This window comes from Candidatus Methylomirabilota bacterium (assembly GCA_027293415.1).
Taxonomy (GTDB): Bacteria; Methylomirabilota; Methylomirabilia; order Methylomirabilales; family CSP1-5; genus CSP1-5.
This window is the reverse complement of record JAPUFX010000066.1, coordinates 85,959-108,790: the sequence shown is the minus strand read 5'-3', so window position 1 is coordinate 108,790 and position 22,832 is coordinate 85,959. Positions and strand designations below refer to the sequence as shown.

Below are 22,832 nucleotides of genomic sequence, written 5' to 3'. Positions count from 1 at the left end.
AGAGAAAAATCATCCGGGGGGGATGTCTCGATGATCGGGCTCCGCCTCCAGGATTTCCCTTGCCTGTTCCAGATCGCCCGCCCTTACAAAGATTTGATGTTTCGCGAGCGGTCCAATGGTATACCGTGCATTGACGGCGCACGGGTTCTCACGCTTGACCAGATACAGAATCCCGTAGGCCTCGAGCAGAGAGACGATAAAGTCAGCCTCGATGAAGCCTTCCGCATCGGCCAACAGGGCGAGGTCTTCGGTCACTCTATCACCTTCTGGAGATTACCGGTCTTGACATCGTAAATGAGACCGTGGACGGCAATATCTTGCGGGATGAAGGGTGATTCCCTGATCTTCTGGACCTGACGTTTGACGTTGCTCTCGAGGTCCCGAAAGCCAAAAAACTCCAGACCAACCGTGTCTTTTCCGGTCTCCATGGCGAGCTCCTTGCGGAGCTGGTCATCGTACAGACCTAAGAGACCACACCCCGTGTGGTTGATCACGAAAATCTCCCGTGTACCAAGGAAGCGGCACGAAAGGATCAGCGACCGGATCACGTCGTCAGTGACAATCCCTCCCGCGTTCCGGAGTATGTGCGCATCCCCCGCCTTCAGCCCGAGGATTTCCTTGACGTAGATGCGACAATCCATGCAGGTCACGACGACTAAGTGCTTCGCCGGATGCTTGTCCAGCTGAGGCCGCTCCCCGAAGGTCCCTGCAACCTCTTGATTGGCCCGCATGCAGTCTTCTAAGAGGCCCATTCCCTCTCCACGGTTCACTTCTTTGGGGCATTCCTCGCCTTATAGGCCATCAGGGTGCTCTTGAGAAGCATGGCGACGGTGAGGGGTCCGACGCCGCCGGGGACCGGGGTGATGACAGACGCCTTGGGAGAGACCGAGGCAAAGTCCACATCTCCCACGAGCCTCCCCTCGACCCGGTTGATTCCCACATCAATCACCACGGCTCCTTCCTTGACCATGTCTCCCTTCACGAGGCCAGCCTTCCCCGCGGCCACGACCAGGATATCAGCCTGCCGCGTATGGTGGTCAAGGTTCCGGGTCCATTCTTGGCAGACGGTAACGGTCGCCCGGCGCTCAAGAAGGAGGAAGGCGGTCGGCTTGCCTACGATTGTACTCCAGCCAACGATAACCGCGTGCTTCCCTTCGATGGCGACTCGGAACCGGTCCAGGACCTCTATGATGCCGAGCGGCGTGGACGCGACGAAGAGGGGATTCCCGGTGAGGAGACCACCCAGGTTGGAGGGGTGGAAGCCATCCACATCCTTGGCGGGGTCCACGGCCTCCAAGACTGACCGCTCCCCGATGTGGGCGGGGAGGGGGAGCTGAACCAGGATCCCATCGATCGTTTCATCCTTATTCAAGCCATAAAGGATGTCGAGAAGTTCTTCGCGAGAGACGGTGGCGGGACGTCTGATCTGCACCGATCTGATCCCGACCTCTTCGCACGCCTTCCCCTTGTTCCGCACATAGGTTACCGAGGCCGGATCCTCTCCCACCAGGATTACGGCCAAGCCTGGTCGCCGCCCCCTTTTCGCGGCAAGGGCTTGCGTCTCCGCCTGTACCTCACGGCGGATCGCTCCAGCGATTGCTTTTCCATCCACCACCTGGGCGGCCATCCGTCCCCCTACACCAAGCCGCCACCTTCTTCACGAAGCTGGAGACGGGTGATGGCTTTCGCTCTGCCGCTCTCCTCTTCCAGATCTAGGACAACAGCCGAGAGGACTGGGGTCCCCTTTGCCACCCGGAACTTCGCGGGGATCTGGGTCAGGAAGCGACCGATGACGTCAGAATACTCCATCCCGATAACAGAATCGCTAGGCCCGGTCATCCCCACATCGGAGATAAAGGCGGTTCCACCGGGGAGGATCTGCTCGTCCGCGGTCTGGACGTGAGTGTGGGTTCCAATCACGGCTGAGACCCGACCGTCGACGAAGCGGGCAAAGGCCTGTTTCTCAGACGTGGCCTCGGCGTGAAAATCGATGAGGATCAGGTCAGTGGCCTGCTTGAGAAGGTCAATCTCGTGCTCTGCAACCTTAAAGGGGCAATCAATGGTCGGCATGAAGACCCGGCCCTGCACATTGATTACGCCGACTCGGGTCCCTTCTCGCTCCCAGAGTGTCACTCCAGAACCCGGGGCGTCCCCCGGATAGTTGGCGGGACGCAGGAGTCGCCGTTCGGTGGCGATGTAGTGCTCGGCCTCTTTCTTATCCCAAATATGGTTACCCGAGGTCAAAAGATCGACACCGATCCGAAAGAGCTCCTCCGCCACCGAAGGGGTGATGCCGAAGCCGCCTGCCGCATTTTCGGCATTCGCAATGGTTAGGAAAGTCCCGTACTTCCTCTGAAGGCCCGGCAGGAGGGCGGTCACGACCTGCCGCCCCGGCTTTCCGACGATGTCGCCAATGAACAGGATGCGCATGGAGGCTCCGAGCGCGGAGTGCGGAAGGCTTTCTCTTCCCGCGGTAGTCGTCACCCCACGCTACTTGGCGTACTCGACGGCCCGGGTTTCTCGCATTACCGTGACCTTGATGTGGCCAGGGTAGTCCAACTCCTCCTCGATCCGCTTGGCGATGTCCCGGGCCATCTGCTGGGCATCGGTATCGGAGACCTGGCCGCTTTCCACGATGATGCGAATCTCTCGTCCAGCCTGGATCGCGTAAGATTTGGAGACTCCCTGAAAGGAATCAGCAATCTTCTCCAGCTTTTCCAGCCGCTTCACGTAGGACTCCAGGATCTCCCGGCGGGCCCCAGGTCGGGCAGCGGAAAGGGAATCCGCCGCCTGAAGGATGATGGCTTCGAGGCAGTTTGGCTCTTCATCCTCATGATGGGCGGCGATGGCATTGACGACATGGGCATGTTCGCCGTGCTTTCTTGCGAGCCCCGCGGCGATCTCGGTATGCGTCCCTTCATGGTAGCCATCCACCGACTTGCCGACGTCATGGAGCAGCGCGGCCCGCTTGACCAGCGTAGGATCCACTCCCATCTCGGTGGCGATCATGGCTGACAGCTGAGCCACCTCCTTCGTGTGTTGCAGCTGGTTTTGGGAGTAGCTCGTCCGGAACTGGAGGCGTCCGACCAGTCGGACCAGATCCGGATGAAGCCCCGTCACCCCCAGCTCCAAGGTAGCTTGCTCGCCCGCTTCCCGAATTTTCTCGTCGACTTCCTTTTTCACCTTTTCCACCACTTCTTCAATCCGGGCCGGGTGGATACGGCCATCGATAATGAGTCGCTCCATGGCGACTCGGGCTACTTCTCGACGGACCGAATCGAAACCTGAAAGGATGACCGCCTCCGGCGTATCGTCGACGATCACATCAATTCCGGTGACCTTCTCGAATGCCCGAATGTTTCGTCCCTCCCGGCCGATGATCCTCCCCTTCATGTCATCGCTCGGCAGATCCACCACCGAGACGGTAGCCTCAGCGACAAAGTCGGAAGCACACCGATCGATGGCGATGGCCAAGATCTCTTTCGCCTTTCGGTCTGCCGTCTCCTTCGCATCATCCTCGATGCGCCTGACGGAGACCATCGCTTCCAGTCGGGCCTCGCTCTCCATATGCCGTATTAGAACCCGCTTGGCCTCTTCTGCGGTCATCCCCGAAATGCGTTCGAGGTTCTGTCGCTCTTCCGCCAACAGCGCCTGGTACTTGTTTTCACTTTCCCGCAGCAATTGATCACGAAGACCCAGTTCCGACTCCTTTGAATTGATCTGCTGCTCCCGACGATCCAAGAGCTCGATTTTCCGCTCCTGTGACTCCTCCCGTTGAAGGATACGGCGTTCCAATACCTGCAGTTCGTTACGGCGTTGCCGGGCCTCCTCGTCTAGGTCCGCCTTGGCCCGAAAGATCATATCCTTCGCCTCGAATTCTGCCTCTTTCCGCCTCCGCTCCGCCTCTCTCACCGCATCCGTCACGCTCGCTCGCGCTCGCTCCTCGGCCTGCGCGATCCGGTGGCGTGCCAGGATGTTCCGGGCAACAAAGCCCACGGCGAAGGAGAGGATGGCGACACCGATCAGAACCAGCCAGATTGCTTCCGGTATCTCCACGGTTCTTTCACCTCCTCGGGGGTCCGGCCCTCGGACCCTCTTGGTTTTCCACTCGTATCATCCGGATATCGGTCAGCACCAGATCGATCTGGCCTCTGTGGGAAGAGGTTCGATCCCACGCTCAACCAAGGGGAACGTCTCCCCTTGGCGTCGCAAAAGAGGCCATGGTCCACGGTCAAAGGCTTCAGAGTTCAAGGGCTGCCGTGGAATCCGACGACTTCACTCCTGTCGACCGAGAGAGGCAAGCCCTTGCCTCCGCGCGTTCATCTCTGTCCGCACAGCAACTTTTGAAGTGAGAGGTCGGGCCCTAGCCCGATAGGTGGGTAGAGAGGAGAAAGGGAACGGAACCGGAGACGGCTGCGGGCAAAGGGAATAATAAAAACCCCCCACCTCGGTGCCGTGTGATGGTTTCCTCGTGAACCTGCCCTTGCAGGTGGGGGCCCTGCATGCGCTTTAGGCTTCCCTTCGACGGGCTCAGGGTATACCCCTTTGCCAGGCTCGGGGCGTGCACACCACGCAAGTATAAGGGCTCCCGTTCATTCTCTGTTGGTTCAAGGAAACCAACCCCATCACGGACACGGCAGGGGGTTTCGTATGTCACTGCTCAGCCCTTCCTGTTGAGGGCTTCCGCTCGATCACGCTATCCAGTTCCGTTTCCAGTGCTTGGATCTTCGCCGCCGCCGCGGTCTTCTCCTTTTTCACCCACTCCTCCAACTTCAACAAGGCGTCCGCAATATTTAGGGAGGCAAGGACCGCTACCTGGACCGAAAGGGTGACTGTCCCGCCTGCCACTTCGTGGATCTGTTGATCGACAAAATGGGCGACCCGTTTGGTATACGCCGCGTCTTCCCCGCCGAGCCCCCGCAAGGTGTACCGCTCGCCAAAAATCTCTACCTGTGTAAGATCGCCCTTATCGGTCATCGCCGTTCTTGCAGCGCGGCCTCCACCCGCGAGACCTCTCCGAGCAGCTCATCCACCCGAGTCAGAACCTCCTGCCGTTCGGCTTCGAGCCGCTCCACAGCCTTTTTCAACGTGGTCTTCTCGTCGTGCGCCCGTCTGAGTTCCTCTTCCATACTGCTCACTTGCTTGCCCAAGGTTTCCTTCTCCGATTCGCACTGACGGAGCAAAGAGACCACTTCCCGAAGTTTCTTTTCCAGGTCTTGAAGTTTTTCCAGGATCATCGCAAGATGGCTCCCATTTCCTTCTCTAACGCCTGCAGGATCTCTCCGTGAATCGTCGCCACTTCCTCATCGGTCAGGGTCCGATCCGGCGACCGGTACTGGATCGAAAATGCCAAGCTCTTTTTTCCTTCAGGGACCGGATCCCCCTGATACACATCAAAGAGGCGCACCGCCTCGACGAGGACCTTCCCAGTCCGGCGAATGATGGCCTCCACCTCTCCGGCCGGCATACTTTCCGGCACAAGCACCGCCAAGTCCCGCAAGACCGCGGGATACTTCGGCAGGAGATGGAAGGTTGGGGCCGGCCCCCGGTGCCGATCTATGAGATCCAGATTGATCTCCATTCCGACGACACCCGTGCCGAGACCGAAGCTTCGGAGCACCTCTGGATGCAGCTCGCCGATCCAGCCCAACACCTGTCGGTCCAGCTGAATCTCTGCCTGCCGGCCGGGGTGCAAGAAGGGGATTCTCTTTTCTGCCTTGAGATCAACGGAAAGCCCGAAGAGCCGCCCGATGGCCTCGAGGATCCCCTTTAGATCGTAGAAATCAACTCCACCCCACTCGGTACCCCACCACACGGGGAGCCGCTCACCAGCTGCAACAATCCCTGCTACCCGACCTTCGACGGGTTGCACTGCTCCAGGCTGGTCACGAAAGATCCGAGCGATTTCAAAGAGCCTGACCTCCCGAATCCCCCTGCTTTCGTTCAAAACCAGGTTCTCAAGGAGAGAGGGAAGGAGAAAACTCCGCAAGACTGCCTCCCCTCCCAAGGGATTTCGAATGCGCACGACAAGGCGCCGGAGGTCCGTATCAGGCAAACGCAACTTATCAAAAACCTCTTCGTGTGTAAAGCTAAAATTGACCGCTTCCTGGAAACCCCAAGCAGATAGAATCCGCCGCATCCGCGCCTCAATCCCCAGAAACGCGCTCGCCGCCGCCGATCGGACCTGGCCCAGAGGCAGCGTCGAAGGGATCTGATCGAAACCTCTCAGGCGCGCCACCTCCTCGACCAGGTCAATTTCACGGCTCAGATCCAGCCGGTGACTCGGAGGCGAGACGGAGAGCCCCTTTGCCTTGCGTCGCGTCACCCCACATTGGACTCGCCGAAGTATCTTCGTGACCTCCGCCTGAGAGATGGAGATACCCAAAATCTGACGCATTCGCTCGGCTCGGAGCACGACAGGTGCAGGTCTCGGCCGCTCGAATCGCAGGTCGAAACGACCCCGGGCCACGCGGCCTCCAGCGACCTCCGCAATGAGCCCGGCCACCCGGTCGAGCGCACGGACGATCCCCTCCGGATCTACTCCCCGCTCAAAGCGATAGGAGGAGTCGGTGGCAAGCCCCAATGTCTTTGCGGTCCGACGGACGCTCAATGGCTGAAAGAGGGCACTCTCCAGCAGGAGGTCCCGGGTGTTTTCTGTCACCTCTGTGGCAGCACCTCCCATCACCCCTGCAATGGCGACCGGTCTTACCGCATCGGCAATGACCAGCATCTCCGTGTCGAGGCGGCGCTCCACGCCGTCCAGCGTCACGATCCGCTCGCCTGCCTTCGCCTTTCGTACGACGATCCTTCCCTCTTCAAGCCTCGCATAATCGAAGGCATGAAGGGGCTGGCCCATCTCCAACAGGACATAGTTCGTGGCATCGACCACGTTGTTGATCGGCCTGAGTCCCGAAAGTGCGATCCGTCGCCTTATCCAGAACGGAGAGGGACCGATAGTGACTCCCTGGATCACGCGGGCGGCATATCGGGGGCAAAGATCGCTATCATCCACGGCGACCGAGGTGAGCTCTTGGATCGGTGCTCCGCCTTCTCGCGGCCTCGCCGCTTTGAGACGAAGAGTCGCCCCGGTCACGGCAGCCACTTCCCTCGCGATCCCCCAGTGAGACAGACAGTCTCCTCGATTGGGAGTGACGCCTACCTCGAGGATGTGGTCTCGCAGTTTCAAGGCCTGCGTGAGATTGACCCCAGGAGTTGTCCCGTCGTCCAGAATGAGAACACCGGTCCTATCCTCCCCGAGGCCTAACTCCATTTCCGAGCTGAGCATTCCAACCGATCGCTCGCCATGAATGGTCGCTTCTTGGACATGCCGGCCGTCGGCAAGCCGGGCCCCCGGAAGGGCGACCGGGACCAGATTACCGACAGAGATGTTTTGGGCACCGCACACGATGGGGACGATCGGTCCTCCCAGATCGATCTGACACAGGCTGAGTCCATCCTTCTGCGGGTGAGGACGGATGTCCGCGATGCGGCCGACCACCACCTTTTCAGATTCAAAGGGGGGTTGAATCTCTTCAACCCCTTCGACCTCAAGGCCAGCCATGGTGAGGCGCTCGGCCAGCTCGCGCGGGCCCAAGTCGATCTTTACAAGATCCTGCAGCCAATTGAAGCTTACTTTCACCGCGTCAGACCTCCGTACGGTGCAGAAAATGGCATGTGGCAAGCCACCGTGTCAAGTTGATAGTACCTCATTCATGCTTGCACTTTTGACAAACTTCTCTTATGTTCAAAACGCTCACGAAGTACCTGGGTCAAAAAGTGAAGGGGTGGGTCGACTGGAATCCGGCACGCGAACGCCATGGACCTCGAGGGGAAAAATGTGCCCAGTCCGCAAAGCATCGATACAATACCTTGCCTTGTCTGAGCAAGACACCGCCGGTCCATCCCCAGCGTTTTCCCAGCTCTAACTGCTTGAAAATACTGGCTTTGATAAGCCAGCCACCCTTATCTGACGAGTCAAGGTACGCCCAACTCTAGCCAAGGCTCTGGACCGACTCTTGCAAACCGGGAGGGGGATGATCAGGGCACGGCAGACAAAGTCGCCCTGGGGATGCTCATTCAGACGGAGGTGTCACAGATGAGTGGAGCCAAATGCCGTAAGTGCGGGTTGATGCAGATGCCCCGGCCGACCTGCAAATCCTGCGGCACTCCCCTCAACAGCACCGTGCCGCACTACGCCGCCGCACCGGCTTCCACGGCGACCTCTGCCGCACCGTCCCGAACCGGCCCGATGTACCTGAGGGAGGAACCACCCCCTCCATCTGTGACCGGCGAAGCCCCTCCCCATATAACCCCGCTGGCCGCGGACCCCACCCCATCCATGGCACAGGAGGCCCCCCCATATATACCCCAGGCACCTCCACCATCGATGGCGCAGGAGGCAACCCTGTACCCGGCAGGAAGCGACGGTCACGTCCACGGACTCTTCTTCCATGGCACAGGAGGATCACTCTTCGGCATTCATATCGTCAATATGTTCCTGACCGTCATCACTCTCGGGACCTATTATTTTTGGGGCAAGACCAAGGTTCGGAACTATTTGTGGAGTCAAACGGATTTTGCGGGCGATCGGTTCGCGTACCACGGGACGGGAAAGGAGTTACTGATCGGTTTCCTTAAGGCGGTGGTCGTCTTCGGCGTCCCGTTCGTCGGGTTGATCATCTTACCGGAGTTTCTGGAGTTGGGGGAGGCAGGGAAAGGCGCGGCAACCCTCGTATTCTATTCCATGGTTCTGGTTGTGGTTCCTGTCGCCATGGTGGGCGCACGTCGCTACCGGTACAGCCGAACGTCGTGGCGAGGGATCTTCTTCTCATTCCGGGGCTCGATGAAGGAGTTCATCAAGATCTTTATCAGCGGCTCGCTGCTCAGCGTGATCACGTTTGGGCTGTACTACCCGTTCTTCGAAACCAAGAAACACGGCTTCATGGTGTCCCACTCCTACTTCGGCAATCAGAAATTTGAATTCGATGGACGCGGGCGCGACCTCTTCAGAAGCTATCTGCTGACCCTTCTCCTCATTCTCCCAACCCTGGGCTTTTACTGGTTCTGGTTCCAGGCCAAGATGCAACGCTATTTCTGGGCCAACACGACCATTGGCCGTGCCCGTTTCTGCTCAACGGTCACAGGTGGTGCCCTGCTCATGCTGACAATGGGGAATTTCCTGCTGATGGCTTTCACCTTGGGCCTCGGCCTGCCATGGGTGGCAGTGCGAAACGCGCGGTTTGCCTGCCGATATCTGAGCCTTGAAGGCCCACTGGATCTGACAGCCATCGAGCAAGAAGCCCAGGTCGCCACCGCCACCGGGGAAGGGCTCTCGAGCTTCCTCGACATGGACTCGGGCTTCGACTTCGGCTAGAGCCCCAGGCGTCTCCATGCTGACGCCTGCGTGGCGAGCAACCATTCGCTGTGCCCCAGCCTCCGATTCGGATGCATTCCTGAGAAAACCACACGGGGAAACGAGAGGATGAAGACCGACTGGGAAGGCTACTACCTAGACGGCCGGACCGCTGTGCGCCAGCGTGTAACGATCCGCCTGATGCGGACCGGCCTTGATATCACCACCGAGAGTGGCACGAGGCTCTGGTGGCCCTATGGAGAGGTCCGCCAAACTCAGGGTTTCTACGCCGGGGAAGAGGTGCGCCTCGAGAAGGGTGACGAGATTCCGGAGGCACTCCAGATTTCGGAGTCGGCATTCCTTACTGCACTCCATCGAATCACACCGGAGCTGGCACCCCGGTTCCACGATCCCGCCCGCCGCCGGGTCCGGGCCAAGCTCACCCTCATCGCGGCCATCGCCGTCATTGGAATTACGATCGGCCTTTATTTTTGGGGTATCCCCGCCATGGCGGGCCTCGTGGCGTCCCGCGTCCCTGTCACGTGGGAAGAACACCTCGGTGAGGCCGTGGTCGAACAGCTCGCCCCGCCCCCAAGGCGATGTACCGACCCGATCCGCACACGGACCATCGAAGAGATCATGACCGTCCTCACCCGCACGCTTCCAAATTCCCCCTACACGTTTCGCGTGATGGTGGTCAACAACCCCGCCGTGAACGCCTTCGCGGCTCCCGGAGGATACATCGTGGTGTTCCAAGGGTTACTCGAGCAAACCCAAGCTGCCGAAGAGCTGGCGGCCGTTCTTGCCCACGAGGTCCAGCACGTTGTGAAGCGCCATGCCACACGCATGCTGATTCAGCACGCCTCGACCGGGCTCCTGCTGGCTGCCCTGACTGGAGGCGCAAGCGATCCGTCGGCGTTCGGACTGGAAGCGGCGCGCACCCTTGGCGTACTGCGATATAGCCGTGGTCACGAGGAGGAGGCGGATGCGGAAGGTGTACGAATGCTCATTGCCGCCGGGATCGATGCCAACGGGATGATCACCTTCTTCGAGTCGCTCAGAGGTGAGGGAAAGGGCACACCGGAATTCCTCAAGTATGTGTCCACCCATCCGAGCCCCACGGACCGAATCAAGCGGCTGAAGTCACTGGTGGCACAGCAGGAAGGGAAGCCCGTCAAACTTCTGCCGGACTATGAATGGAAGGACATACATCAGATGTGCCAGGTCACCGACCTGAAAGGCCGCCCGCAACGCCCTTGACCCAATTCAGGTAACGTCAACAATCCGGCCCTGCGTGGCTTGTACGAGGTCATTCACTCGGAGGCGCAACATAACTTCGTTGCTCCCCCCGCCCGCATAGATCTCTTCGAGCGCCAGCACGGTTTGATCAATGAGGACCGGCAGCGGTCGTCGATGGCCGAACGGAGGTGTCCCACCCACAGGAAACCCGGTCATGTCCTCCACCTCCTCACGGGTCGCAATGCGGGCCTTCTTCCCGCCAACCCCATTGAGGAGCTTTTTTGTTTTCACACGAGTGGTCCCTCGGACAACCACCAGATAGGGATCCCCGTCGACGAGAAAGAGGAGCGATTTTACCACTTGTTCGGGCGTCACCCCCAGTGCGGTGGCAGCGGTCTCGACCGTCGGAGTGGGCTCACCCGGACGGATGAGCTCTCCAGCGATCCCTCGCTCGGCCATCCACAGGGCGACGCGCTCCGCGCCCTCGCCTTGGCTCATGGTTGAGGGTTCATGGTTCATGGGTTGACCTCACATGCGCTATTGATGCTTCAGCTCCGGCTCATTCTCTGAACCGTGACCATGAATTCTGAACGAGCTAGAGGACGTCTACCGCCGCCCCGCTCGGCTTGCGACTCCGTCCAATAGCGAGATTCACGATCACGCGAGCCACGGCCGCGGGCCTGAGAAGCTCCTCCCGGGAGGAAACACCGACCCCTTCCCGTGCCATCGGCGTGTCCACCAAGCCGGGACACACGGCCCAGACCCGAATGCCGCTGCCGGCTAACTCCTCAGCTAGCGCCTCGGTAAAGCCGACGAGGCCGAACTTGCTCGCGCAGTAGGCGACATACTCGGCCTCGCCGACCTTTCCCAGCTGCGAGGCCACGTTGATGATTGATCCCGATCGCTGCCGGCGCATGGCAGGAAGCACGGCCCTGGTGAGCAGGAGCGGCCCGCGAAGGTTCACCGCGAGCATGCGGTCTACATCACGGAGGGGCACGTCGGTGAGTGAGCCGACCTTGAGCACTCCTGCATTGTTCACGAGGCAGTCGATCCGTCCGAACCGGCGGAGCACGCTTCGCACCGTCCGACCGACTGACACGGGGTCGGCCACATCGGTGCGGAGGAAAAGGGCCCTGCCCCCTGTCCTTAAAAGCGCCCGCTCCGTACGCCGCCCCAGGGTTGAAGCAACCTCTGCCAGGACCACGGTGTAGCCTAAAGCCGCAAAAGCCTCGGCCGTCGCGCGCCCGATCCCGCGCCCGGCCCCGGTAATTAGCGCGATCGGTTCTCGCCTCCGTCGCCTTGAGTCAGCGCGAGCGCGCATCATCAGGTTGGTTCATGGTTGATGGTTCAGGGTTCATAGCTCGATGACCGATGACCGATCACCGATGACCGTCCTAAGCCAATCGTCTGCCGTTGGCCATTGTTCAGCACTACAGGGCGGGAAACTGCTGGAGGAACCGGAGGTCGTTTTCAAAGAAGAGACGGATATCGTCGATCCCGTACCGCAGCATGGCGATTCGCTCTACCCCCAAGCCAAAGGCGAATCCCGTGATCTCGGGATCATAGCCCACCATCCGGAACACCTCTGGGTCCACCATGCCGGCGCCGAGGATTTCCAGAAAGCCGGACCCTTTGCAGACGCGACACCCGGCACCCTTGCACATCACGCACGCAATATCCACCTCGGCGCTGGGCTCGGTGAAAGGGAAAAAGCTTGGCCGGAAACGGACGCGAGTCCCGGTCCCGAAAAATTGATCGACAAAGGCCTGGAGGGTTCCCTTGAGGTCGGCAAAGCTGACCCCATGATCGACCAGGAGCCCCTCCACCTGATGGAACATCGGGGAATGGGTCGGATCGGTGTCCCGCCGGTAGACCCGTCCGGGTGCCACGATTTTGACCGGCGGCGGCTGCGTTTCCATCACGCGGATCTGGACCGGGGAGGTGTGAGTCCGGAGGAGGACGTCATCAGTCACATAGAAGGTATCCTGCATGTCCCTCGCCGGATGGTCTTTGGGGATATTGAGGGCTTCGAAGTTATAATAATCGAGCTCCACCTCGGGTCCCTCTGCAACAGAGAAACCGAGATGCTGGAACACCTCAATAATTTCGTAGAGGGTCGCGGTCAGGGGATGGAGACTTCCTCGTGCAATCGGCCGCCCGGGTAAGGTGATATCGATCGCCTCGCGGAACGCCAGCCCTTCAAGGAGGGCCGACCGAAGCACCTGCTGCCGTTTCCCAAGTGCCGCTTCGATTCGGACTTTCAGCGCGTTCGCCTGCTGACCGACTTCGCGCCGAATCTCGGGCGGAAAAGCACCAAGCCCTCGCAGGATCTCGGTCAGGTCTCCCTTTCGTCCGAGGACCCGGATCCGGATCTGCTCTACCGCCTCGGGTTCCTCGGCCCCCTCGATCGCCAGCAGGACCCAGGCCTCGAGTGCCTGAAGCTGTTTCTCGACGCGTGCGGTCTCCTCCATTGCCTCCCCAGGGAAGACAAAGCCCCGACGGCGATCGGGGCTCTGGTCGCACATCCTGGCTGTGGGTTAGGCGCCGACCGCCTCCTTGGCCACGGCCGCCAACCGGCCGAAGGCAGCATCATCAGTCACTGCCAAATCGGCAAGGATCTTTCGGTCGAGCACGACCCCGCCCTTCCGAAGTCCCCCCATCAACTGGCTGTACGAGAGCCCGTGCGTACGCGCCGCAGCACCGATGCGGGTCACCCAGAGTCTTCGGAAATCCCGCTTTCGTGTCCGGCGGTCCCGATACGCATATCGCAGGGATCGGTCCACCGCCTCCTGGGCACTGCGGTAATTGGACTTTCGCTTTCCCCAGAACCCCTCAGCCTGCTTCAGCACGCGATTGCGCCGGCGCCGGGTGACGTATCCGCCTTTGACCCTCGCCATGTTTTCTTCTCCTTGTCTCCTCTCGCCGCCGTGCTTTCCTTACAGGTAAGGGACCAGCCGACGAGCCCGCTTGACATTAGTCGGATGGATCAGAGCTCCTTGGCGCAGCCGTCGGAGCCGACGCCTCCCCTTGCCGGTCAGCAGGTGGCTTTTGCCGGCCTTCCGCCGACGGATCTTCCCACTTCCGGTGACCTTGAGTCGCTTCGCCGCCCCTCGGTGGGTCTTGAGTTTCGGCATCCCTTACTCCTTCACGACTTCCTGGACCTGTTTTCCTGTTCCCGTCTTGACGTCCGGCCTCGGGGCGAGCACCATGGTCATGTTTCGCCCCTCGAGTTTCGGCGGCTGCTCCACCTGCCCGACCTCTTTCAGGGCATCGACGAGGCGGTCTAACAGGCGCTTGCCCAATTCCGTGTGCACCATCTCCCGGCCCCGGAACATCATCGTGACCTTCGCCTTATTCCCGGACCGAAGGAACCGCTCCACGTGTCGCGCCTTGAACTGAAAGTCGTGCTCGTCGGTCTTGGGACGCAGTTTAATTTCTTTGAGCTGAATGATCGTCTGTTTCTTTTTGGCCTCCCTGGCCTTCTTCGACTGCTCGTACCGGTACTTGCCGTAGTCCATGATGCGGCAGACCGGCGGCTTCGCCTGGGGGGCAACCTCCACGAGATCCAGATCCAAACTCCGGGCCTTTCCCAGCGCCTCCTCAGGCGACATAATCCCTAGCTGGGCCCCATCAGGGCCGATCACTCGGATCTCCCGGATCCTGATCCGTTCGTTAATACGCAGGCCCTTTTCGATCCCGCCTCACCTCCTCACAATACGGGCCCGGGGATGGGGGGGTAGAGTACCTCTGAAAGCTCACGGATGAGTTCTTCCAGCGGCATCGCCCCTCGTTCCCGGCAACCCCGTTCGCGGACAGAAATCAGTCCTTTTTCCACTTCTCGGTCCCCCACCACTCCGATGTAAGGGACCTTGGTCACCTCCGCATGCCGGATCCGATACCCCACCTTCTCGTTCCGGTCATCGATCTCGACCCGCACCCCGGCGGCATCCAGGCGGTCCGCCACCTCCTGCGCGTATGGCTCGTGACGTTCGGACACGGGAAGGACCGCCACCTGCACAGGCGCCAACCAGAAGGGAAACGCCCCACCGTGGTGCTCGATCAAGATGCCAAAGAATCGTTCCAGGGACCCCAGCAGTGCCCGGTGAATCATCAGGGGCCGATGAGACTTTCCGTCCTCTCCAATGTACCCCAGATCGAACCGCTCTGGCATGTTAAAGTCGACCTGGATGGTTCCGCATTGCCACTGACGACCCAGCACATCGACGAGCGAGACATCGATCTTGGGTCCGTAAAAGGCGGCTTCCCCCTTGACCCGATCGAACGTCATCCCGCTCTTCTCCAGGACCGTCTCGAGTGCCGACTCCGCCCGCTGCCACTGCTCCAGGCTTCCGGCATACTTTTCCATATGGTTCGGATCGCTCACCGAAAGAACCAGGTGGTATTCACTAAATCCGAAAGCCCGCAGCATGGGTATCGCCAGCTCGAGTACGTCGGCCACCTCGGTCTCGAGCTGTTCCGGCCGGCAGAAGATGTGGGCATCATCCTGGGTGAAACCCCGGACCCGGAACAGTCCATGAAGTACCCCCGATCGCTCGTAGCGGTAGACGGTCCCAAGCTCGCCCAAGCGCAGGGGCAGATCCCGGTAGCTCCTGGTCTGGGAGCGGTAGATCAGAATATGAAAGGGACAGTTCATGGGTTTTACCAGGTACTCCTGCCCCTCGACCTCGACCCCTGAAAACATATAGTCCCGGTACCAGCTCAGATGCCCGCTCACCTCCCAGAGATGGGCCCGGGCGACATGGGGGGTGTAGACGAGCTGATATCCCCGGCGGCGGTGTTCTTTTCGCCAGAAGGTCTCGATCACATCTCGGATCAGGGCGCCCTTGGGATGCCACAGGACTAACCCGGGACCAATCTCTTCCTCGATGCTGAACAGTTCGAGTTCCCGGCCCAGCCGCCGGTGATCCCGCCGCTTTGCCTCCTCCAGGCGATACAGGTGCTGCTCGAGCGCCTCCGCTGTGGGAAAGGCCGTCCCATAGATCCGCGTGAGCATAGGACGGTGCTCGTCCCCGCGCCAGTAGGCCCCCGCGATATGGGTCAATTTGAAGGCCCGCAGGAACGAGGTATCGGGGACGTGAGGGCCCCGGCACAGGTCCAGAAAAGCGCCCGTCTGGTACAAGCTGACCGTCCCGCCCGTCTCGGCCTCGCCCTTGAGTTCTTCCAACGCATCCGGCCGCGAGGTGCCATAGCGGCGGATCGTCTCCAAGATCTCCACCTTGTACGTTTCCCCCCGGCCCTCCATTACTCTCATGGCTTCCTCGAGCGGCATCTCCACCCGCTCAAAGGGGAGACTTTCGGCCTGAAGCTCTCGCATTTTGGCTTCAACCGCCGGAAGCTCTTCGGCGGGCAAAGGCTTGGGCAGGTCGATGTCATAATAAAAGCCGTTCTCTACCGGCGGGCCAATGGCGAACTTGGCGTCCGGATATAGCGCTTGGACGGCGGCCGCCATGAGGTGCGCCGTACTATGGCGCAGGATATACAGCCCGTCAGGCGAGTCTGGCGGTAACAACTCCACTCTCGACCCGGGGGGCGGCACCGTAGAGAGCCCCACCGCTTTTCCGTCCAGGCGAGCAGCCACCACTCGCCCTGCCACGTCCGACCCTACCTTGTGGAGTACGTCCGAAAGGGGACAACCCGAATGAAGCTTCTCGGTCCTCCCGTCAGGAAGGATCACGTCCACGTGCGCCATCCGTACCCCACCACAAGAAAAAGAGGCACCACGGAGTCCTCCGTGATACCTCTTCGATGATCAACGAAGGATGAAATCGGGGATGGTAGGCACGGGCGGTCTTGAACCGCCGACCTCTTGCGTGTCAAGCAAGCGCTCTCCCCCTGAGCTACGTGCCTGCGCCGGTTCACCGTTCACTGCACACGGAGCGCCAACCACTGACCGTGGCACCTCCAAAACTTCAACCTCCCCGTTACCGGTGAACCCTCCATAAAATGAAAATAGTGCCGACGCGAGGCCATAAGCCCAGACGGCCCTCAGGCCCAGGGGGCTTTTGATTCCTCAGCTAGTGGCGGCACTATATAACGTCATTGGCAGACATTGTCAAGATATTAGGGACGTAAGCTCTGTGAGGCGGGCTCACCCCTCTGATCGATCTCCCTCGTGGTAGATAGTACTGGCAAAGCTGCGGCAAAGTCAACCCTGCGTATCGCGCCGCCTAAAATGTTACCCGAGGATCTATCATCGCGCCGTTTAAGATGTAACCCTTGCAGCCAGTAGACGAGAGGAGGGTTACATCATGAGCCACCAAGTCAAATGGGAATACCTGCGTGCTATCCATGCTCGCTACCGCCAGGCCTCCCTGGCCCTCAAGCAGCGGATCTTGGACGAGTTCTGCCAGGTCTCCGGTTACCACCGGAAGTATGCCCTCCGGCTCCTCAACGGCCCGCCGCCGGGGCACCCACGGCCCCGGCCCCGCCGGCGCGCGCCGATCTACGGCTCCCAGGCGATCCAGCTGGTGGTGGCGATCTGGGCGGCGGCTGGCTTTCCCTGGTCGGTGCGGCTGAAGGCCCTCCTCCCCCTCTGGCTGCCGTGGGCCCGGACCCGCTTTCGCCTCACCGCCCGGCTCGAGCAGCAACTCCTCGCCATCAGCCCTCGGCAGATAGACCGCCGACTGGCCGCCCACAAACGGCGGCTCACGAGACGGCTCTACGGCCGCACCAAGCCCGGCACGCTCCTGAAGCACCACATCCCGCTCAAGACCGACCACTGGGCGGTCCAGATGCCCGGCTTCACCGAGATCGACCTGGTCTCCCATTCCGGCAACTGCGCGGAGGGGGAGTTCCTCCATTCGCTCACCCTGATCGACATCCACACCACGTGGGTGGAGACCCGGGCGGTCATGGGCAGAGGCCAGGCCGGCGTGCAGCAGGCCTTAGAGGAGATGCGGCTCGCCCTCCCCTTTCCGCTCCAGGGGATTGATTCCGACAATGGCTCCGAGTTCATCAATGCGCACCTCTACCGGTACTGCCGGGGCCACGAGATCCAATTCACCCGCGGGCGGCCCTACAAGAAAGACGACAATGCCCACGTGGAACAGAAGAACTGGACCCACGTCCGCAAGCTCATGGGCTATGTCCGCTACGATTCCCCGGAGACCCTCGCCGCCATGAACGACCTCTACGGGCACGAGCTCCGGCTCTTCCAGAATCTGTTCCTGCCGTCCGTCAAGCTCGTCCGCAAACAGCGGGTGGCCTCCCGGTTGCGACGGGTCTACGACCGCCCCCAGACCCCCCTGGAGCGCGTGCTGGCCTCCCCGGAGGCTGATGGTCAAGGTCGCCCAGCTCATGGCGCTTCGCGAGCGGCTCGATCCGTTTGCCCTCTCCCAGGCCATTGACCAGAAGCTCGCGCGCCTCTATGCCTTGGCTCACCCCCGGCCCCAGGAACAGAGAGGCTCACGCCCCCTCACCGGCGTGGAGAAGAACTCCCTCGGAGCGCTCGCCCAGAGCTTCGGGATCCCGGTCTACGTCGGCAGGCAGACGCTGCGGCGCCAGGAGAAAGTAACATCTTAAATGGCGTGACGATTAACCTCTCGGTAACATTCTTAAATGGCTTGACAGGCCTGTAGGCCAACGAGCTGTCGGCCGTCAGTAGTCCGCTGTCAGCAGGGGTATTTCGAATTTGCAATTGCGGATTTTGATTTTGCACGTGTGCAGGTGGCTTGCAATCCCAAATTGGAAATCGTTCGACTGAGGCGCTCACGACTCGAAGTCCGCAATTCGAAATCCAAACTGCTGATACCTGATTGCTGACGGCTGATAGCTGTTGTCGTCGGTCATCGGTCGTCGGTCATCGCTATCCGCCTGCGGACCACGGGCCCCGCGTCTGGATGATCCCCATGGGTGCCCCCGGCGGAGGATTCGTATCAAAGAGGCTATCGTAGGCCCAGTTCCGGATCGGGGGCACGTAGTAGTTATCCCCATCGTCCCCGCAGCACCGCCATGGCGCCGTGGCTTGCTGGCTGTGCCACAGGGCGATGACCGAGCCGTTGTAGTTGAAACTTTCATTCCTCCAGTAAAAAGCCTGAAATCAAGAGGTTAGTGGCCTTTACGCGCCAGGATGGAGAGGCTCATCTGCGGCATTTAAAGGAGCTTGCTGCTTTACACAAGGCTACGGTTAGGCGAGACGGCCAGGGGGAAGTAGAACGGCAAAAATTGCCGGCACTAGACCAGGGACTTACGCAATGTGGAGGGCACTCCCCGACAGATATCCGAAGACGGTACCTTGTGCAGCCGTACTAGGCTTACGTGAGAGACGGGGGAATGGGGGGCCCAATCCTGCGGTGCTCCGGCCATTGTCCGTGCAATACATTAGGGCACGATGCGAACCGAATCCGAGCCAGTGATTGTCGCCTCCCCAAGCCACGTCTTACCCGTCAGCGTTAGGTAGATCTGGTCGGTCTCCGTGGCAGACGTAGGCTGCTGGAGGTACTCGGTCTCCACGTGGACCATCAGATCTAACCACCCGTCCCCGTTGAAGTCCGAGTAGGAGGCCATCGACACGCCATTCCCCTTCTTCCTCACTTCGCTGCCTTCGAGTTGGACGGTTGTGGGGTTCACGGTCTTGACATCGAAGGTGTCTGTGCCGAAGATCACGACCGGCGTGGTGCCCTTGGAGCCCAGGTTCATGCTGTTGGGCTTGATATCGATGGATACCTTTATCTCCAAGGGTGGATCGGATGAGGGCGCAGGATTGGGCAAGGGAGCCGGGTCGGGCGTCGGCATCGGATCGCCCCCATCCCCCGGATCGGCGAGGAAGACGCCCTGGCGCTCATCCGCCAGGCTCACAAAGAATGCGATCTGGCCCGCTCCATTCAGCCCCTCTCGGGAAAAGGCAAGTCCCGCCACGGTGGAACCGTCGAGGGGGTCCCCGATCGCGATGACCCTGTCCGCTATCGGATCCGGTCCACTAAAGATACCGGCGCCCGTTGAACTGAAGGCCTGAAAGGCGACAACTCCCGCATCGTTGATGGAGGGCGTGCCGAAGAAAGTAAACGGGCCGCTTGTGTCGGCGATGGAGGTAAGAGTGCCCCCGTTACTGGAGAAGATGCCACTGCCCCCCCCGTTGAGGAAACCGAGGAACGTCACTGTCCCACCATTATTGGCAAAGGGGAAGCTCAAAGCGGTAAAGGTGCCACTGGCGACAACGGTAGTAGTCGTGGTCCCGTCGCCCATGAAGATGCCGCTCCCCCCGGCATCGAGGAAAGCCTGAAAGGCCACCGTCCCCGTATTGGTAATCGAGGGGAAACTCAGGGAGCTAAAGCGGCCGCTGGTGTCGGCAATGGTGGTGGTCGACCCGCCGCTGCCGGTGAATACGCCGATGTTAGCCCGGAAGGCCACCGTCCCCGCATCGTTGATGGAGGGATTAGTACCAAAACTGGTAAATGGTCCGGCGATGGTCGTGGCCGTGGCTCCGTCACTCGTGAAGAAGCGATTGCTCCCATCGTTGAGGTGAGCCCAAAACGCGACCATTCCTGTGTTGTTGATGGAGGGAGAGCCCAAGATCGTGAAGGAGAAGCCGAAGTTACTCGAGGGGCCGCTGGTGTCGACGATGGGGTTGGCGGTGGTGGTCCCATCGCCAATGAAGATGCCAATGAGCGTCGAATTGAGCCTCGCCGAAAAGGCCGCTGTCCCATTATCACTGAGGGATGGAATGTTTAGGGCGCTAAAGCCATTCGGGGCGCTGCTCGTCTCGGCAATCTTCGTGTAGGTGTAGGTTGCAGCGTCACCACGGGCCGCGAAACCGAGCACCAGGCCCATTGCCGCAGCACAGATGATCAGACGTGATCGGATGCGACCTTTTCCCTTTTTCACCATCGCTGAACCTCCCGGCCACCCGACAGTGGCTCCCGTTACCAGGGGAGAACGCAACGGCCGTGCCAGGAACGCCGACCGGGTGAGGAGGACGTGGTAACTCGCTGAATTCGATCCCTCGAACGAGCCACCGGGGTTTTTCTTTTGAGGGAAATCTGAGATACAAGGAGTGGCACAAGTCTGCCAAAATGTCAGGGTGAGGCCCATATGGCGCACAGCTCCTCGGACATGAAAAACCCTCTTGACAGCCGCCTGAATCCGAGAAAGAATAAGTGCAAGATTTGACTGCTGCATTGCACAAGTTACTTTGCAGGAGAACGACATGCATACAGAGGTGGGTGCACGCGAGGTTGCCCGCTTGATTGGTATCCCCTACCGGACCCTTATGCACTGGGTGACGACCGGGTTGGTGACCCCCGAGGCGTTGGTCCAATCGAAAGGGCGCCGCCGGGTGCGCTTTCGCCCCCACGATATCCGAGAGGTCCGATTGATCGCCGAGCTACGACGCCACCTGAGCGGTCCCCAACTGCGAGAGGCCCTCAATTACCTGCGGCGCCTGGGGCATAACCCCCTTTCCACAGGTCGGTTCATGGTGGTGGAGCTCTACTCTGGACGGAAGGAGTTCATCAAGGTGGTGGGGAGCCGGGAGGCGATCCGTCTGCTCCGGCAGGAGCCTGCGGACCAGCGTGCCTTGATCCCTTACACAGCGGCGGAGCTTGAGGCTGGACTCAAAACGGGGAAGATCCGCGTCCTCTTCAGGAGCGGCTGACCCCGCGTCGGGAGACAAAAGAATGTCTCCTCGGGGATTCGTCAGGGATGGGAGAGTCAGGACCATGAGGCGGAGGATGGCAGTGGCTGATGCGGCCCGAGAGGTCGGGGGAGAAAAGGGAGGTGTGGGATGAGTGAAGACAGGATTGACGGTAATTCGAAAAAGGTCTGGTTGAAGCGGGCGGCCAACGATCTCGGAGAACTTCCGCGGCGGGCCCTTGTGGGGACTGCATACTGGGCGGGCTACGCCAGCACCCAGTGGCACCGGGGACGGATTCGAGTCCGACGCGCACTGCCCCCCGCACTCGCGGTGATCGATGGGGGTCGAGAAGCCCTCGGCCGGACAGGTTCCGTCGCCTGCGTTACTATTCTCACGGTGCAACCATGGGCCGGAGAGCTGCTGACGGAGCGGTTCCTGAACGGCTATGTTGCCCAGCTGCAATCTCTTGACGGCTTCCGGCAGGCGGTCCTCGCCCGGGACCAGAGTAATCCCGATCTCTACGTGGCGATGACCCTGTGGGACAACCCAGCTCAGGCCCAAGCGGCGCCTGAGCTTCCCGAACACATGCAGCAGTTCATCCTGATCCGTCCCAAGATCGTTGAAATCGTGGGACGAAGGACTCGCCCCGGCTGGGATGGCATCGAGCAGAGACGTACAGAGCGGCGGACGGGAGGGGATCGGCGCCAGGTCGTGGCCCTCAGTTAATGGGCACGCCGTTCTCCTATTATTACACCAAGCTGGGGACCAAACCGACGGCGTCGCCCGAGGAGATCCGACGCGCCTTTCGAGCGGCGGTCAAGAGACTCCCCCCGACGGATGCCTCGGAGCGGTGGCGAGAGATACTTGAAGCCTATGCGGTCCTGCGGGACCCCATCGCCCGACGGAGATACGATGCCCGCCGTCGAGGGCGCGTATGGGGTCGCCAGATCGCCTCGAGACTCCCCAGGCTGCGCGGTTCGCCCTCCCGGCTACGCCTGATGCTGTGGCTTGGCCTGGCGACATCATCCTGGGTAATCCACCGGCTGAGTGCAAGGCGAAACCGGGACGGGAAGACACCGCCAGAGCGACGGCCCCTTGCCCTCCCTGCCTTTGCGCAGAATCACCGGAGCACCGCGGTCGTCCTTATGGATGCTTTTGTCGGTGAGGTCCACCGGCTCATGGCCACGCAGGCACCACCCGAAGAGCTGGCCCACGATTTGTCGGCCTTGCTTGCGAGCTATCGCAGTGCAGCCGCCTGTCACTTGCGGGACCTGGAGCCCGTCACGCTTCGGACGAACGGGCCGTGCGAGGACGGAGACGTCGATGCCCTCGCCCTCATGTTGATATGGGGGGCCCAAAGGGAGGTGTCGCGGACCGACAGACAAGCCAGTCGAGATGAGGATCGAGGCGAGAACCGGTCGAGGGCAAGTTTTTGAATCTTTTTGGTGCCGAGGGCGGGACTCGAACCCGCACGGACTTCAGGCCCGAGGGATTTTAAGTCCCTTGCGTCTGCCTATTCCGCCACCCCGGCACGGGCCTTATCTTCCAACACCTTAGTCTCCGTGTCAAGCCCGCCACCGAGAGGCCCTGTCCCCCCGCTTGATCTCCCTCCCGACCACAAGACGAGGACCATATCGCTTATGTAGGATG

23 protein-coding genes, 2 tRNA genes and 1 other RNA gene are annotated in these 22,832 nt (G+C 60.7%); 7 read left to right on the top strand and 19 right to left on the bottom strand.

The window, feature by feature from the left end:
- Nucleotides 1-9: 9 nt before the first annotated feature.
- The 9 genes from O6929_05420 to pheT form a co-directional block, all read right to left on the bottom strand.
- Entirely contained in the window at nt 10-255 is a 246-nt protein-coding gene (locus O6929_05420) for a DUF2007 domain-containing protein (GenBank protein ID MCZ6479828.1), read from the bottom strand.
- Nucleotides 252-752, bottom strand: coding sequence for a carbonic anhydrase (locus O6929_05415; protein ID MCZ6479827.1), 501 nt, complete (start codon nt 750-752; stop codon nt 252-254). Before O6929_05415 ends, O6929_05420 begins: the two co-directional genes overlap by 4 nt.
- A gap of 14 nt (nt 753-766) precedes the next feature.
- The gene (gene folD / locus O6929_05410) at nt 767-1,627 is read right to left on the bottom strand and encodes a bifunctional methylenetetrahydrofolate dehydrogenase/methenyltetrahydrofolate cyclohydrolase FolD (GenBank protein ID MCZ6479826.1); all 861 of its coding nucleotides are present in this window, start codon (nt 1,625-1,627) and stop codon (nt 767-769) included.
- A gap of 8 nt (nt 1,628-1,635) precedes the next feature.
- The gene (locus O6929_05405) at nt 1,636-2,430 is read right to left on the bottom strand and encodes a TIGR00282 family metallophosphoesterase (GenBank protein ID MCZ6479825.1); all 795 of its coding nucleotides are present in this window, start codon (nt 2,428-2,430) and stop codon (nt 1,636-1,638) included.
- 60 nt (nt 2,431-2,490) lie between these two features.
- Nucleotides 2,491-4,050: a ribonuclease Y gene (rny, locus tag O6929_05400; GenBank protein ID MCZ6479824.1), complete on the bottom strand. Its 1,560-nt coding sequence runs from the start codon at nt 4,048-4,050 to the stop codon at nt 2,491-2,493.
- A gap of 385 nt (nt 4,051-4,435) precedes the next feature.
- A non-coding RNA gene (ssrS, locus tag O6929_05395) (6S RNA) lies at nt 4,436-4,646 on the bottom strand.
- Nucleotides 4,647-4,653: 7 nt separating this feature from the next.
- Nucleotides 4,654-4,977: a cell division protein ZapA gene (locus O6929_05390; protein ID MCZ6479823.1), complete on the bottom strand. Its 324-nt coding sequence runs from the start codon at nt 4,975-4,977 to the stop codon at nt 4,654-4,656.
- Complete coding sequence (locus tag O6929_05385) at nt 4,974-5,237, bottom strand: hypothetical protein (protein MCZ6479822.1); 264 nt, start codon at nt 5,235-5,237, stop codon at nt 4,974-4,976. Before O6929_05385 ends, O6929_05390 begins: the two co-directional genes overlap by 4 nt.
- Nucleotides 5,234-7,639 (bottom strand): phenylalanine--tRNA ligase subunit beta, encoded by a 2,406-nt coding sequence (gene pheT / locus O6929_05380; protein ID MCZ6479821.1) that lies wholly within the window; start codon nt 7,637-7,639, stop codon nt 5,234-5,236. Before pheT ends, O6929_05385 begins: the two co-directional genes overlap by 4 nt.
- 456 nt (nt 7,640-8,095) lie before the next feature.
- Between pheT and O6929_05375 the strand changes: the two genes are divergently transcribed.
- Both O6929_05375 and O6929_05370 read left to right on the top strand, forming a co-directional pair.
- Nucleotides 8,096-9,373 carry a YjgN family protein gene (locus O6929_05375; protein ID MCZ6479820.1) on the top strand — a complete coding sequence of 426 codons (1,278 nt, stop codon included), beginning with the start codon at nt 8,096-8,098 and terminating at the stop codon, nt 9,371-9,373.
- Between the two features lie 108 nt (nt 9,374-9,481).
- Nucleotides 9,482-10,612, top strand: coding sequence for a M48 family metallopeptidase (locus O6929_05370; GenBank protein MCZ6479819.1), 1,131 nt, complete (start codon nt 9,482-9,484; stop codon nt 10,610-10,612).
- A 6-nt stretch (nt 10,613-10,618) separates the two neighbouring features.
- Here O6929_05370 and O6929_05365 read toward each other — a convergent pair whose 3' ends face one another.
- The 8 genes from O6929_05365 to O6929_05330 all read right to left on the bottom strand — a co-directional run bounded on the left by O6929_05365 (nt 10,619) and on the right by O6929_05330 (nt 16,459).
- Nucleotides 10,619-11,089 carry a YbaK/EbsC family protein gene (locus tag O6929_05365; protein MCZ6479818.1) on the bottom strand — a complete coding sequence of 157 codons (471 nt, stop codon included), beginning with the start codon at nt 11,087-11,089 and terminating at the stop codon, nt 10,619-10,621.
- Nucleotides 11,090-11,186: 97 nt separating this feature from the next.
- A complete protein-coding gene (locus tag O6929_05360; GenBank protein MCZ6479817.1) occupies nt 11,187-11,915 on the bottom strand; it encodes an SDR family NAD(P)-dependent oxidoreductase in 729 nt (242 codons plus the stop codon).
- 106 nt (nt 11,916-12,021) lie between these two features.
- Nucleotides 12,022-13,062: a phenylalanine--tRNA ligase subunit alpha gene (pheS, locus tag O6929_05355; GenBank protein ID MCZ6479816.1), complete on the bottom strand. Its 1,041-nt coding sequence runs from the start codon at nt 13,060-13,062 to the stop codon at nt 12,022-12,024.
- 66 nt (nt 13,063-13,128) lie between these two features.
- Nucleotides 13,129-13,488: a 50S ribosomal protein L20 gene (rplT, locus tag O6929_05350; protein ID MCZ6479815.1), complete on the bottom strand. Its 360-nt coding sequence runs from the start codon at nt 13,486-13,488 to the stop codon at nt 13,129-13,131.
- 39 nt (nt 13,489-13,527) lie between these two features.
- Entirely contained in the window at nt 13,528-13,725 is a 198-nt protein-coding gene (gene rpmI, locus O6929_05345) for a 50S ribosomal protein L35 (GenBank protein ID MCZ6479814.1), read from the bottom strand.
- A gap of 3 nt (nt 13,726-13,728) precedes the next feature.
- Nucleotides 13,729-14,268 carry a translation initiation factor IF-3 gene (infC, locus tag O6929_05340; GenBank protein MCZ6479813.1) on the bottom strand — a complete coding sequence of 180 codons (540 nt, stop codon included), beginning with the start codon at nt 14,266-14,268 and terminating at the stop codon, nt 13,729-13,731.
- Nucleotides 14,269-14,300: 32 nt separating this feature from the next.
- Nucleotides 14,301-16,301: a threonine--tRNA ligase gene (gene thrS / locus O6929_05335; GenBank protein ID MCZ6479812.1), complete on the bottom strand. Its 2,001-nt coding sequence runs from the start codon at nt 16,299-16,301 to the stop codon at nt 14,301-14,303.
- Between the two features lie 83 nt (nt 16,302-16,384).
- A tRNA-Val gene (locus O6929_05330) sits at nt 16,385-16,459 on the bottom strand.
- 401 nt (nt 16,460-16,860) lie between these two features.
- Between O6929_05330 and O6929_05325 the strand changes: the two genes are divergently transcribed.
- The gene (locus tag O6929_05325; protein MCZ6479811.1) at nt 16,861-17,958 is read left to right on the top strand and encodes an integrase; all 1,098 of its coding nucleotides are present in this window, start codon (nt 16,861-16,863) and stop codon (nt 17,956-17,958) included.
- The gene (locus O6929_05320; protein ID MCZ6479810.1) at nt 17,909-18,133 is read left to right on the top strand and encodes a hypothetical protein; all 225 of its coding nucleotides are present in this window, start codon (nt 17,909-17,911) and stop codon (nt 18,131-18,133) included. Before O6929_05325 ends, O6929_05320 begins: the two co-directional genes overlap by 50 nt.
- A 798-nt stretch (nt 18,134-18,931) precedes the next feature.
- Here the strand turns inward: O6929_05320 and O6929_05315 are convergent.
- Entirely contained in the window at nt 18,932-20,437 is a 1,506-nt protein-coding gene (locus O6929_05315; GenBank protein ID MCZ6479809.1) for a hypothetical protein, read from the bottom strand.
- A 319-nt stretch (nt 20,438-20,756) separates the two neighbouring features.
- Here O6929_05315 and O6929_05310 point away from each other — a divergent pair, with 319 nt between their 5' ends.
- From O6929_05310 to O6929_05300, 3 genes are all read left to right on the top strand, one after another.
- The gene (locus O6929_05310; GenBank protein MCZ6479808.1) at nt 20,757-21,203 is read left to right on the top strand and encodes a MerR family transcriptional regulator; all 447 of its coding nucleotides are present in this window, start codon (nt 20,757-20,759) and stop codon (nt 21,201-21,203) included.
- Between the two features lie 129 nt (nt 21,204-21,332).
- The gene (locus O6929_05305) at nt 21,333-21,908 is read left to right on the top strand and encodes a hypothetical protein (protein ID MCZ6479807.1); all 576 of its coding nucleotides are present in this window, start codon (nt 21,333-21,335) and stop codon (nt 21,906-21,908) included.
- Entirely contained in the window at nt 21,908-22,618 is a 711-nt protein-coding gene (locus tag O6929_05300) for a DnaJ domain-containing protein (protein ID MCZ6479806.1), read from the top strand. The genes O6929_05305 and O6929_05300 overlap by 1 nt, the downstream gene beginning before the upstream one ends.
- Before the next feature lie 7 nt (nt 22,619-22,625).
- Here O6929_05300 and O6929_05295 read toward each other — a convergent pair.
- Nucleotides 22,626-22,713: transfer RNA gene (locus O6929_05295), tRNA-Leu, on the bottom strand.
- Nucleotides 22,714-22,832: the final 119 nt, after the last annotated feature.